The 12,026-nt window shown below is 70.2% G+C and carries 12 protein-coding genes; 7 read left to right on the top strand and 5 right to left on the bottom strand.

The features are described from left to right. Positions 1-348: 348 nt before the first annotated feature. On the top strand, positions 349-1,296 hold the full coding sequence (locus ABZ470_RS38225; RefSeq protein WP_362917717.1) for an AraC family transcriptional regulator: 948 nt from the start codon (positions 349-351) through the stop codon (positions 1,294-1,296). A 6-nt stretch (positions 1,297-1,302) separates the two neighbouring features. Here ABZ470_RS38225 and ABZ470_RS38230 read toward each other — a convergent pair whose 3' ends face one another. From ABZ470_RS38230 to ABZ470_RS38240, 3 genes are all read right to left on the bottom strand, one after another. Next, a complete protein-coding gene (locus ABZ470_RS38230; protein ID WP_362917719.1) occupies positions 1,303-2,133 on the bottom strand; it encodes an NAD(P)H-binding protein in 831 nt (276 codons plus the stop codon). 80 nt (positions 2,134-2,213) lie between these two features. Continuing rightward, the gene (locus ABZ470_RS38235; protein WP_352015937.1) at positions 2,214-2,606 is read right to left on the bottom strand and encodes a DUF3224 domain-containing protein; all 393 of its coding nucleotides are present in this window, start codon (positions 2,604-2,606) and stop codon (positions 2,214-2,216) included. An 82-nt stretch (positions 2,607-2,688) separates the two neighbouring features. After that, entirely contained in the window at positions 2,689-4,416 is a 1,728-nt protein-coding gene (locus tag ABZ470_RS38240; protein ID WP_362917720.1) for an ABC transporter family substrate-binding protein, read from the bottom strand. Between the two features lie 202 nt (positions 4,417-4,618). Between ABZ470_RS38240 and ABZ470_RS38245 the strand changes: the two genes are divergently transcribed. Next, a complete protein-coding gene (locus tag ABZ470_RS38245) occupies positions 4,619-5,914 on the top strand; it encodes an MFS transporter (protein ID WP_352015935.1) in 1,296 nt (431 codons plus the stop codon). Positions 5,915-5,939: 25 nt separating this feature from the next. Next, on the top strand, positions 5,940-6,653 hold the full coding sequence (locus ABZ470_RS38250; protein ID WP_362781714.1) for an aminoacyl-tRNA hydrolase: 714 nt from the start codon (positions 5,940-5,942) through the stop codon (positions 6,651-6,653). On the opposite strand, the gene ABZ470_RS38255 is transcribed toward ABZ470_RS38250, so the two are convergent. Then, positions 6,640-7,647: a DUF3616 domain-containing protein gene (locus ABZ470_RS38255; protein WP_362917722.1), complete on the bottom strand. Its 1,008-nt coding sequence runs from the start codon at positions 7,645-7,647 to the stop codon at positions 6,640-6,642. The genes ABZ470_RS38250 and ABZ470_RS38255 overlap by 14 nt on opposite strands. Before the next feature lie 172 nt (positions 7,648-7,819). Here ABZ470_RS38255 and ABZ470_RS38260 point away from each other — a divergent pair, with 172 nt between their 5' ends. The 4 genes from ABZ470_RS38260 to ABZ470_RS38275 all read left to right on the top strand — a co-directional run bounded on the left by ABZ470_RS38260 (position 7,820) and on the right by ABZ470_RS38275 (position 11,618). Then, positions 7,820-8,830: a hypothetical protein gene (locus ABZ470_RS38260; protein WP_362917724.1), complete on the top strand. Its 1,011-nt coding sequence runs from the start codon at positions 7,820-7,822 to the stop codon at positions 8,828-8,830. Between the two features lie 33 nt (positions 8,831-8,863). Beyond that, positions 8,864-9,454 carry a nucleoside triphosphate pyrophosphatase gene (locus ABZ470_RS38265; RefSeq protein ID WP_362917726.1) on the top strand — a complete coding sequence of 197 codons (591 nt, stop codon included), beginning with the start codon at positions 8,864-8,866 and terminating at the stop codon, positions 9,452-9,454. A 58-nt stretch (positions 9,455-9,512) separates the two neighbouring features. Then, on the top strand, positions 9,513-10,301 hold the full coding sequence (locus tag ABZ470_RS38270; RefSeq protein ID WP_362917730.1) for an EI24 domain-containing protein: 789 nt from the start codon (positions 9,513-9,515) through the stop codon (positions 10,299-10,301). Positions 10,302-10,466: 165 nt separating this feature from the next. Further along, a complete protein-coding gene (locus ABZ470_RS38275) occupies positions 10,467-11,618 on the top strand; it encodes a DUF4192 domain-containing protein (protein WP_362781721.1) in 1,152 nt (383 codons plus the stop codon). Positions 11,619-11,623: 5 nt separating this feature from the next. Here the strand turns inward: ABZ470_RS38275 and ABZ470_RS38280 are convergent, their stop codons facing one another. Beyond that, positions 11,624-11,962, bottom strand: coding sequence for a hypothetical protein (locus tag ABZ470_RS38280; protein ID WP_352015928.1), 339 nt, complete (start codon positions 11,960-11,962; stop codon positions 11,624-11,626). Between the last annotated feature and the right edge of the window lie 64 nt (positions 11,963-12,026).

Consider the following 12,026-nt stretch of genomic DNA (forward strand, 5'->3'; position numbering starts at 1 on the left):
TTCGAGCGGCTCCTGAATACGTGCGAACGACACGCGACGGGGACCAGCGGGTACGGCGGAGGCGTTGCGCGAGGCTGCCAACAGATGTCCTTCCGGGAAGCACGGATGGAATCGACTGCGCGCATGCCAAACGCCCCGGAAAGATCCGGGGACGTGAGCGGACAGCGCGAGGGCAGCAGAATAGCGCAAATGACAAACGGGACGCCACATTTACTATGAGCGTCAACCTCTCTGCCGGGGTCAGTCTTTCACGGCGGAATCGGCCTCGTCAATTCGCCGGTGCGATGTCCATGGCGCTCTGGACGGTTCGTGGCCGTAGAACCGATGCGCATGTGAGATCGTCTCGTCATGGACTTCCTTGACGACTATCTCGGGGGTGTGCGGGCGCGAGGAGCGGTGTTCTGCCGCTCGGTGGTCGAGCCGCCGTGGAACGTCCGGTTCACCGGGCCGGTCCCGCTCGGCCTGGTCACCGTGCTCACCGGGGACGCCTGGATCCTCATGGACGGCTCAGCGCCGGAGCCGCTACGCAGGGGGGACGTCGCGCTGGTCCGGGGCGGCAGGCCGTTCTCCGTCGCCGACGACCCGGCCACCCCACCCCAGATCGTCATCGAGGACGAGACCACCTGTCACACGGTCGGCGACGGGCCGGTGCTGGACGCCGACGATCTCGTCCTCGGTCCCCGGACCTGCGGGCTCAGCGCCGAGGCGACCGGCACGTTCGTCGTCGCCGGGTATCCGATCCGGGGCGACGTCGGTGACCGGCTGCTGCGCTCCCTGCCGGACCTGGCGATCGTCCAGGGCGGCCAGGACCTGGCGCCGCTGCTCGGCCTGCTGGCCGTCGAGATCGTCAGTGAGGAACCGGGGCAGCAGATCGTCCTCGACCGGCTGCTCGACACGCTGCTGGTCAAGGCGTTGCGCTGCTGGTTCGCCCGCCCCGACGCCGAACCCCCCGCCGGATACCGTGCGCTGGCCGATCCGCGTGTCGGGCGTGTGCTGCGCGCCTTGCGCGACGATCCCGGCCGTCCCTGGACGGTCGCGAGCATGGCGGGGGAGGCCGGGCTGTCACGGGCCGCGTTCGCCCGGGTGTTCACCGAACTGGTCGGGACGCCGCCCATGGCGTACGTGACCGAGTGGCGGATGACCCTGGCCGCCGACATGCTTCGCGAGAACGGCGCGAGCGTGGCGTCGGTCGCCCGCCGCGTCGGCTACTCCGACGGGTTCGCGTTCAGCAACGCCTTCAAGCGCGTCCGTGGCCGTTCACCCGGCGCCCTCCTGGCCGAGGCGCGCCGTTCCTGACCCCGTTCAGGACCTCCACGCTCCGGCGGCGGCCGCCTCCTCGGCGAAGTCACCGAAGGAACGCGGTGTCCGTCCCAGGGCGCGGTACACGCCGTCGGCGACGCGTTCGCCGGCCCCGCGGGCCAGCTCCTCCATCAGGTCGGCGACGGCCTCGACGGTCCCCTCGGGGTATCCCTGCCCGGCCAGCGCGGCGGCGTAGGTCTCCCGGCTGACCGGGACATAGCGGACCCGGTGGCCCGACACGCGGGAGACGGTGGCGGCGACGTCGCCGAAGGAGAGCGCCTCGGGGCCGGTCAGCTCATAGGTCTGACCGGCGTGCCCGTCACCGGTGAGCGCGGCGACGGCGACGTCGGCGATGTCGGCCACGTCGACGAACGCCTCACGGCCCTCACCGGCGGGCAGCGCGAGCTCACCGGACATGATCGGTTCGAGCAGGAAGTCCTCGCTGAAGTTCTGCGCGAACCAGGCCGCCCGCAGGATCGTCCACTCCGGGACCGCGTCGCGCACCGATTTCTCGAACGCCTCCTGCTCCGGGTGCGCCCGGCCGTCCTCCCCGCGCGCCGACAGCAGGACGATCCGCCGGACGCCCGCCTCGGCCGCGCGGTGGGCGAAGGCGGTGACGGCGGCCGGGTCGACGAACTCGGCCATCGGGACGAGGTAGACGGCCCGCACGCCGTCCAGCGCGGGACCCCAGGTCTCCGGAGCGCCGTAGTCGAACAGGGTGCCGGTCGTGCGGGAGGCGACGCGTACGGGAATCTCCAGGTCGCGCAGGCGGGCGACCACACGGCGGCCGGTCTTGCCGCGGCCGCCCAGGACGAGAATCGGTGCTTGGCTCATGACACCATCACACCGTCTTCGGTGAGACGATCACATGGTCGTACGGCTCACACGCATGTGAGTTCGTCTCACCGGAGACCTCAGCCGAGCTCGTAGTCGAGGTGGTAGGAGTGGACGCCGTCCCTGTTGACGATGCCTCCTGTGCCGCGGACGCCCGTCAGTTCGCCGGTGCCCGAATCGGGCAGGACGTCCCAGGTCAGGGCGGACTCTCCCGCGTGCGCCGTGGCGTTGTGGTGCAGGACGAAGGTGCCCTTGCGGCCGTGCAGGGTTCCGCTGAAGCGTTCGAAGCCCGCGTAGGCCGCCGAGTCCTCGACCCGGGCCACCGCCGTGATGATGTCGGTGGTGCTGGTGCCCACAAGGTCTCCGGAGAAGGTCTTGGTCACGTGGACGAGGGAGAGCGTCGCGCCCTCGGCCTCGTCGTAGGTCTCCGGCTCCCAGCTGTCCAGAGTGAATGTGCCGTCCGCGCGGGGCATGGGGATCTCCTTGCTCGTCCGAGGTACGGTCCCCATCGTGCCGCCCGTACCTGTCATCTTCTGTCAGCTATGACGCCGTGGGTCAGGACAGGCTCCACCGGTCCATGTTCCAGGTGATGGTCGACTGGGCCGGGTTCGGCACGACGTTGCCGATCTTCTCGTCCCACGCGCTCAGGCTCGCGTGCTGGAAGAGCGGAATGGTGGCCACGTCCTCCCACAACTGCTTCTCGATCTCTCCGATGATGGGGATCTGCGCGTTCAGGTCGACGGTCGCGTTCAGCTTCCTGATGAGCCGGTCGACCCTTCTGCTCGAATAACAGCCGTTGTTGTTGCCCTTGCTCTCCCCGTCGCACCTCACGGGCGTGGTGTAGGTGGAGGCCCAGCCGCTGACCAGGGCCGAAGCCGACCAGGCGAACAGCGCGACGTCGTAGCCGTTGGCGGGCATCACGGTGCCGAAGAAGTCGTCGGATCCCTTGTCGACGACCTTGAAGCCCGCCTTGTCACAGGCGTTGATGATCAGTTGCACCTCGACCGTGCGCCGCGGGTTCGGGGTCTGGTAGCCGATCTTGACCTCCACCCCGGTCTTGCCCGCCTCGGCCACCAGGGCCCTGGCGCCTTCGATGTCCTGCTTCCCGTAGACCCCCGCACCGCCCGAGGCGGCGATGACCGCCGCGGCGTTGGCCTGGAACGGCGCCACGTTGCGGATCTCCAGGGGTTTGGCGTTCGGGATCACCGGCTTGATCAGGCTGTCGACGATGAGTTGCCTGGGCACGCACTTGGCGAAGGCCTGGCGCAGTCTCTTGTCCTTGAAGGGGCTTGAGTCGACGTTGAAGTCCAGGTGTTCGTAGGTGTACTGGTCGGCGACGTTGACCTTGACGCCCTTGATCTGCCTCAGTTCCTTGAGCACGCCGGGTCCCGGCTGCGGCTCGATGATCTGGACCTCTCGGTCGTGCAGGGCCTCGGCCTGCTCGTCGAGGGTGATGAAGCGCTCGATGATGGTCGGGGTCGCCGCCGGGGCGCCCCACCACCTGTCGTTGGCGACGAGGGTCAGGGACTGTCCCGTGTCCATCTTGGAGAGCTTGTAGGGGCCGGAGGACGGGATCAGCTCGGCGGGGGGAAGCGAGACCTCGGAGACCCAGCCGTCGTTGAAGAACTTGATGGCCTTTTCGAGCTTCTTCGCGTCACGCGCCTTGACGGCCGCGATGAACTCGTCCTCGGACAGGCCGCCCTGCCTCTCCACGACGTGGGCGGGCAGCAGTTCGGTCGCGCCGGGCCCGCCCGCGATCCAGTCGGCGAAGGGCTTGTCGTAGACGAGGGAGAAACTCCTGCCGCCCTTCTCGCACGCGGGCAGCCTGGTGTCCTCGACGCCGGTCGTGCCGGAGGTGGAGAAGCCCTTGATCTTCCCGGACTTGAACCCCCACCACAGCAGTACGTCGTCGCAGTCGATCGGGGTGCCGTCGGACCAGACGGCCTTGTCGCTGATCGTGTACTCGACCGTCAGCGGGTCGTCCGAGGTCTTGACGTAGCGGCCGAAGTCCCTGTCGGGGGTGATCTCGCCGTTCTCCCCGTAGAACCAGAAGCCGGTCAGGACACGTTGCAGCGGTCCGGCGTTGCGTGTGGCGTTCTCGGCGGCGGTGTTGTTGTTGTAGGAGTGGAACTCCTGCTCATAGGCATAGGTGATGCTCCTGGCCCCCGAAGAGACCGGCTCCGAGGTGGCCGGTCCGGAGTCGCCGACTCCGCAGGCGCCCAGCACGAGCATCCCCCCGACCAGCGCTGACAGGAACCTGCCAGACCTCCGCGCATGGAACACGCTAGAACTCCTTAGTAGCCCGGCGCGCTCGCTCGCCGACCTCGGTCGAGCAAAGCTGAACACCATCCCATATTTCCGACAAGTGGGACGAGCCGGGTGTTGTACATCTGAGACAGGTCATCTCTCTTATGGCCTGATTCTTGCGGATATTGGCTCTTGGGCCACTCGTGGGTCCGACAAACCACCCTCCATGATGGGCCACATGACAACCACCCCTCTTCGCACGCGCACGCGTGGGGTGCATCGCGCCTGGATCGTGGCGGGAGTCGCGTTCGTAGCGATCCTCGGCGCCGCCGGGTTCCGAGCGACCCCCGGCGTGCTGATCACCCCCCTGCAGGAGGAGTTCGGCTGGTCACGCGGCACGATCTCGCTGGCCGTCTCGGTCAACCTCATGCTGTACGGCCTCACCGCTCCCTTCGCCGCCGCCCTCATGGACCGCTTCGGCATGCGCAGGGTCGTGTCGTGCGCGCTGCTGCTCGTCGCGGCGGGCAGCGGCCTGACCATCCTGATGAACGCCCCCTGGCAGCTCGTCCTGTGCTGGGGCGTGCTGGTCGGGCTGGGCACCGGCTCGATGGCCCTGGTCTTCGCCGCCACGCTCACCGACCGCTGGTTCGTCCGTCACCGGGGTCTCGTCACCGGCGTCCTCACCGCGGGCGGCGCGACCGGGCAGCTCGTCTTCCTGCCCGTCCTGGCCTCCCTGGCCCAGACCTCGGGATGGCGTACGGCCTCGGCCACGGTGGCCGGGGCGGCCCTGGTCGTCGTCCCCCTCGTGTGGTTCCTGTTGCGCGACCACCCGGCGGAGGCGGGCACGACCGCCCTGGGCGCCGACCCCCGGGACCCTGCTCCGGTGCCCGGTCCCACGACCAGGGGCGGGGCCGCGGCACGGGCCCTGGCCGTACTGGGACGAGCGGCCCGCACCCGGTCCTTCTGGCTGCTCGCCGGAGGGTTCGCGATCTGCGGGATGAGCACGAACGGCCTGGTCGGCACGCACTTCATCCCCGCGGCCCACGACCACGGCATGTCGGAACCGGTCGCGGCCGGACTGCTCGCGGTCATCGGGATCTTCGACGTCGTCGGGACGATCGCCTCGGGCTGGCTGAGTGACCGGGTGGACTCCAGAGTCCTGCTCGGCGTCTACTACGCGCTGCGCGGACTGTCACTGATGGTGCTGCCCAGCCTGTTCTCGGCGACGGCCGAGCCCAGCATGCTCGTCTTCATCATCTTCTACGGCCTCGACTGGGTCGCGACCGTGCCGCCCACGGTCGCGCTGTGCCGCCAGGTCTACGGGGCCGACGCCCCGGTGGTCTTCGGCTGGGTCTTCGCCTCCCACCAGGTGGGCGCGGCCATCGCCGCGGTGGGCGCGGGACTCACTCGCGACCTGTTCGGCGCCTACGACCTCGCCTGGTACGTCGCGGGTGCCCTGTGCCTGGTCGCCGCCCTCATGTCGGTCTCCGTCGTGGCCGCCAGGGCCTCCGAGAGGAACACCGTCTCCGTCTAGGGAGCGGAGAGGGCATGCTTGGAGGGTGAGTGAGACGGAAGTGAGCGGTCAGAGGGTGCTCCCGCTGGTGGTGCGGATCGAGCGGGCTGACCCGCCACGGCGCACCGACGCCCTTGAGGCGGCGGCGCTCGCCGTGCTCACGCTGCTCGACGACCCCCGCGCGGCGGACGGCGGCGAGTGGGCCGAACAGGTCAAGGCGTGGGAGACCCTCGGGATCAGGAAGGTCGTACGGCGCGCCCGCGGCGCCGAGTGGCGCCGGGTGCTCGACCTGCCCGGCATCACCGTCACCTCGGGCACCGCGGAGGTCCGGGTCCACCCTCCGGTCCCGCTCGACGACTGGCCCAGAGACCTGTCCAGGCTCCAGGTCTCCGGCACCGACCTGACCGACCCCGAGGAGCCGGGCCCCGCGCCGGACGGGGACGCGCTGCTCTGGGTCAATCCCACCCTGGAGATGTCGGCGGGCAAGACCATGGCCCAGGTGGGACACGCCGCCCAGCTCGCCTGGTGGGGGAGCGACGAGGCGGCCAGACGGTCCTGGCGTGAGCGGGGCCTGACCTGTGCGGTGCGCACCGCCGAGACCGGGCGGTGGGCCGGGCTGACCGGTTCCGGCCTGCCCACGGTCAGGGACGCCGGGTTCACCGAGATCGCGCCCGGCTCGTGCACGGTCGTCGCGGACGCGCCGTGGCTACGCGGGGAAGGCTTCCGCCCGGCCGCCTCCGGCCCTCTCAGGTCAGCCTGACGACGTCGGCGAGCACACCCCCCTCGGGGGTCAGCCGCCAAGCCGCCGGGCTGTCGTAGACCACCAGCAGGTGCTCGTCGTCGAGCATGGTCATCCCCTCCGCGTGGTCGTCGCCGTCGCCGTAGGGCAGGTCCATCACCAGCCGGGGATCGTGCTCGACGGACGGCGTCTCCCCCGGGGTCCAGCGCAGCAGCCGTACCGGACCGTCGAGATCCATGGTCGGCCCCGCCAGGATCATCAGGTCCCCCTGGTGCGGGCACAGGTCCCGGATGCCGAGACCGCCGAGGTTCAGGAAGTGCATCCGGTACGGCTCGCCGTCGATCAGAGCCGGCAGCAGCCGTTCGGGGCGGCGCGGGTCGCTCTCGGGACGGATCTCGAGCAGTACGGCCCAGCCGCGCAGCACGGGCCCGCGCAGGCCGACGAAGACGCGCTCGCCGAGCACCGCGATGCCCTCGATGTCCAGGCCGTTGTCCTTGCCCGGGATCTTCAGGAAGGGAGCGAGGTAGGGGTCGTCGGCCATCAGGTCGGCCAGGTTCCTGCCGCGTCCCGACAGGATCGCCGCGGTGCGGGCGCCGTCCGCGCGGACCGGCCGCGAACCGACGAGCGGCAACCGCATGAGGACGTAGCGGTTCTCCTCGCGTACGAGGCTGCCGAGCCTGCGCAGGGACTTGCCGACGGGGTGGTCCCGCTTGACACGCTTCCGCTTGAGGCTGTGCGAGCCGATCGCCCACAACCAGCCGTCGGCCCTGGCCAGTCCCTCGATGTCGGCCTCGTCGTCGGGACCCGCGGGCAGGTCGACGAAGTCGGCCAGGGCGTAGGTGCGCTGGTCGTCGTAGCGGCCCTCACGGAGGGTCAGGTACTCCAGGGTCGCGGTCTCGTCACCCGCGAGCCAGAGGCCCGTGCCGTCGGAGCGGACGGCGGACAGGTTCGTGTGGGTCCTCGCGTCACGGGAGGTGACATGGAAACGGAGTTCTACCCGGCGTTCTGCAAGCACGGTGGCATCATGGCAGGAAGGTGCAAGAAGGGGCATATCGGACTGAAGAGCGGGAGGGTACTCGTTCCCTAAGTGTGATGGGGATCGTGCACGAGAAAACCGGATTTGTCGTACGCTCCCGATCGTGCTCGATGGGGTGGGTGGGACTGAGGTGACCCGGGAAACGGGTGCCGTGCCGACGCGTGCGACCGACGGGACGGACCCGTCAGAGCCGCGGAGGACGTCCGTCCCCGGCCCGCCGAGGCCGCCGAAGCGCTCCCGCATCGGCGACCTGTCGATGCGCGTCGTCTACCGGATGCTGGCCGTGGCCGTGGTGGTGGTCGTCACCGTCGTGGCCGTCGTGGCCGCCCTGGTCCTCTCCGGCACCTCCGAACGACCGGGCGAGGAGCGGTCGGGGCAGGTCGCCGCGCCACCTGCCGCGACGCCCTCGCCCGGTTCCAGCTCCCCGCAGGCCTCGCCGGTCGCCTCCCCGGCGGTCCTGGCCGGTGAGGGGACCGTCGCCTCGGCCTCTCCCTCGGCCTCTCCTTCCGCCTCTTCTTCGGCCGCGGAGACCTCGACGGCGTCGCCCTCTCCCTTGTCCTCGTCCTCGCCGATGTCCTCGCCGACCGCGTTGGAGGAGGTCGCGCGTGACCGGAGCGCGGTCGTGGCGGCCCTCGCCGATCACCGCGTCCCCGACCTGCCGCGCAACAAGAAGCTCGCCCGGCTGCCCGGCAAGGCCCACAAGGGCAAGCGTCTGCTGAAGGACCGCAGGGCGGGCGTCTGGCTCGCCAGGCTGGGCAAGCCGTGGAAGATCTTCGGGGCCGCGCCGTTCTCGACCAAGCAGGTCCTGCCGAAGGTCAAGGGGGCGCCCGTCAGGGCGATGCTCGTCAGCTGCCCGGTGCCCATCCAGGCGCAGCGCCACGCCAAGGACACCGCGCTGCTGGCCGCCCGATGGACGCTCAACCACCACCCCAAGGGCTCCAGGATCTCCTGGTTCGCCTCGCAGCCGATCAAGAAGGGGTGGTTGCTCGCCTACAAGGTGAAGTACAAGGTCAAGGGCAAGGCCCGCTTCTCGGTGGCCGCCGTCGCCGTGACGCGGGGTTCCGGCCCACGGCCCGCCATGGTCTTCGTGACCGTCCCCGACACCCAGCGCGCCTACTGGCGCGACATCAACACCGCGGTCTCCTCCATCAGGCCGAAGTAACGGACGTCCCGCGGGACGCTAGGCTCGGTCGGCGTGACCCGGATCGTTCTCGCCTCCGCCTCTCCCGCCCGCCTCGCCCTGCTCCGCAGCGCCGGGCTCGACCCCAAGGTGATCGTCAGCGGGGTGGACGAGGAGGCCGTGACCGCGGACAGCCCGGCCGAACTCTGTCTGGCCCTGGCCGTGGCCAAGGCGTCGGTCGTCGCGCGTGACCTCACCTCCGGCCTCGTCGTCGGCTGCGACTCGGTGCTCGAACTGGACGGTCAGGCGTACGGCAAGCCGGCCTCGCCGCAGGAGGCCGTCGCCCGCTGGAAGTCCATGCGCGGCCGTCAGGGGCGGCTGCTCACCGGCCACTGCGTGATCGACGCCTCCGACGGCCGGCAGGTCGCGGAGGTGGGGGCGACCGTCGTGCGCTTCGGGAACCCCGGCGACGAGGAGATCGCCGCCTACGTGGCCACCGGCGAACCTCTGCGGGTGGCGGGCGCCTTCACGCTGGACGGTCCGGGAGGCTGGTTCGTCGAGGGCATCGACGGCGACCACGGCAACGTCCTGGGCATCTCCCTGCCCCTCCTGCGCCGCCTTCTCGGCGAACTCGGCGTCTCCGTTCCCACCCTCTGGCAGTCCTGATCCCTCTCTGAGCCGGAAGCGTCGCGCGGTGATCCGCCGATGCCGCTAATCTTCCGGCATGGGTCATTTCCGCTCCTTCGTGGACGGTGCCGGGTTCTTCTTCCAGGGACTGCGCTGGGTCGCGAGGAACCCCCGCTGGTGGCTGTTCGGGCTGATCCCCGCCCTGATCGTCTTCATCCTCTACGCGGTGGGGCTCTACTGGCTCGGCACCCACGCCACCGACATCGCCGAATGGGCGACGCCGTTCGCCTCGGGATGGGCGCACGCGGCGCAGACGGCCCTGCGGACCCTGGTCGGCCTGGCGATCTTCGGCGCCGGGCTGGTCCTGTTCGTGGTGACCTTCACCGCGGTGACGCTGATCGTCGGTGAACCCTTCTACGAGAAGCTCTCCGAGCGGGTCGAGCTGTCCTACGGCGACCTGCCCGCCGGGCCCGACCTTCCGCTGTGGAAGACGATCCCCAGGTCGATCAGGGACAGCCTCATCACCCTGTGGTACGTGCTGCTGTTCACCGTTCCGCTGTTCTTCCTCGGTTTCGTCCCGGTGGTCGGGCAGACGGTCGTGCCGGTGCTCGGCGCCCTGGTCTCGGGCTTCTTCCTGACCGTGGAACTGACCGCGCTGGCCATGGAGCGCAGGGGCATGGCGCGTAAGGAGCGCTTCGCGGTCCTGCGCCGGAACAAGATGCGCGCCCTCGGGTTCGGCGTGCTGATCTTCCTGATCTTCCTCATCCCGCTGGCCTCCGTCGTGGCGATGCCCGCGGCGGTGGCGGGCGCGGCGGTCATGGTCAGATCACGACTGGGCGTGTCGGGGCCCGCCACGGGCGCTCCGGAGATCCACGAGAGGGCCTGAACCCGGGGTCTGAGCCCGCTCGGCCGGAGGCCGTGGCGGCGCAACCCTGGCTTTCTGCTCAAACGGGATAACGGGGCCTGTGGACAACCGGCGGCCACCCTCTCGTTGTCCACAGAACCGCGTTCGGTCGCCTGGCGGGGCGGGAAGCGAACGATGCTTTCCGCCATGACAACCGACGTTCCCGCTCCGCCCACCCCCTCCTCCCCGACGCCCGGCCTCCTGCTCGCCTCCACGCAGGACGTCCTCGGCGCGGTGCCCTACCTCGTGGGCTTCCACCCCTCGGACAGCCTGGTCGTCATCGGGCTGAAGGGCAGGCCTCCCCGCTGCAGGCTGCATCTCACCGTCCGCTGGGACCTGCCCCTCGCCCCTCCCGGTCCCGGCAGGCTCCTGCCGCTGCTGGCGGAGGAGGGCATCACCCAGGTCATCGTCGTCGGGTACGGCCCCGGCACGCTGGTGACCCCGGCCGTGGACCTGGCCGTCGGGCTGTTTCGCCGGTCGGGCGTCACGGTGGTCGACGCGCTGCGGGCCGAGGACGGCCGCTACTGGTCCTACACGTGCTCCCGCGCCGGCTGCTGTCCCGCCGACGGCACGCCGTACGACCGCGAGACGGGTGTCGTGGCGACCAAGGCGATCGTGCACGGCCTGGTCGCGCTGCCCGACAGGCAGACCCTGGAGCGTTCCCTCGACCCCGTGGACGGTGCGGCGCGCCTGGCCGTACGCCGCGCGACCGCGCGCGTCACGCGGGAGCTGAGGGCCGCGCTCACCGGGAGCGACGACCCCGGAGGGCTCGCCGCGGAGTTCGTCGCCGACGGGGTGGCGCGGGTGCGTTCGGCGATCGCCCTGCACGCCTCCGGCGGGCGGCTGTCCGACGAGGAGGCGGTCAGGCTGGGCTTCGCCCTCGCGGTGGTCCGGATCCGCGACGAGGCGTGGGCGCTGATCACCGACCACGCCGCGGCCGTCCCGCCGGGCGCCCCGATGAGCGTCCCCGACGCCTGTGCCGGGCTGTGGCGTGACCTCACCCGCAGGCTGGAGCCGAGGTTCGTGCCTCCGGTCGCGTCCCTGCTGGGCGCCGCGGCCTGGTGCCGGGGCGACTCCGCTCTGGCGGGCATCGCACTCTCCCGCGCGTGTGAGATCGACCCGGGTTACTCGATGGCCAATCTGCTCATGTGCGCGTTACGGCACATGCTTCCACCACGGGTGCTCAGAGAGAGGATGCCCGGCCCGCAGGAACTCGACAGAGAGATGGGGGCTCCCCGCATGGCCTGGCTGCTGCCGATGATCGCGTTACTGGAGGAGCCTGAGGTCTCCGCGGAGTGACCCGCTCAACCCTCGGCGCGCTTGCGCCGCTCGTTGTAGGCCCGCATCCGGGCGGGATAGCCGGTCAGTTGCACGTCGTAGACCGGGAGGGCGAGGTCGCGGGCCACCTTCTTGATCACCGCGGGCGAGCCGACCCGGCGGCGTGTCCACTCGCCGTCGTCCGCGATCGCCATCGCGGTGGTGTCGGTCGCGAATGTCTCGGGCTCGACATAGAACTCGACACCCTGGCGTGACTTCGCGAAGGCGATGAGCGCCTCGACGTCGGAGTCGGTTGCCTCTCGGTCGAACTTGGCGATCTTCGGCCCACGCAGACGCCTTAAACCATAGCGATCACGCCATCTCATGCCTCCTTGTATACATCCCCTGGTCCTTTCATGGTGAAAGCCCAGGGTGGACTCTAAGGGACAT

Origin of the sequence: Streptosporangium sp. NPDC020072 (assembly GCF_040631445.1) — a bacterium.
Taxonomy (GTDB): domain Bacteria; phylum Actinomycetota; class Actinomycetes; order Streptosporangiales; family Streptosporangiaceae; genus Streptosporangium.

Excerpts from the sequence above, each read along its gene's own strand:
- ABZ470_RS38225 (WP_362917717.1), top strand. The coding sequence starts at position 349 with ATGGACTTCCTTGACGACTATCTCGGGGGTGTGCGGGCGCGAGGAGCG.
- ABZ470_RS38230 (WP_362917719.1), bottom strand. The coding sequence starts at position 2,133 with ATGAGCCAAGCACCGATTCTCGTCCTGGGCGGCCGCGGCAAGACCGGC.
- ABZ470_RS38235 (WP_352015937.1), bottom strand. The coding sequence starts at position 2,606 with ATGCCCCGCGCGGACGGCACATTCACTCTGGACAGCTGGGAGCCGGAG.
- ABZ470_RS38245 (WP_352015935.1), top strand. The coding sequence starts at position 4,619 with ATGACAACCACCCCTCTTCGCACGCGCACGCGTGGGGTGCATCGCGCC.
- ABZ470_RS38270 (WP_362917730.1), top strand. The coding sequence starts at position 9,513 with ATGGGTCATTTCCGCTCCTTCGTGGACGGTGCCGGGTTCTTCTTCCAG.
- ABZ470_RS38275 (WP_362781721.1), top strand. The coding sequence starts at position 10,467 with ATGACAACCGACGTTCCCGCTCCGCCCACCCCCTCCTCCCCGACGCCC.
- ABZ470_RS38280 (WP_352015928.1), bottom strand. The coding sequence starts at position 11,962 with ATGAGATGGCGTGATCGCTATGGTTTAAGGCGTCTGCGTGGGCCGAAG.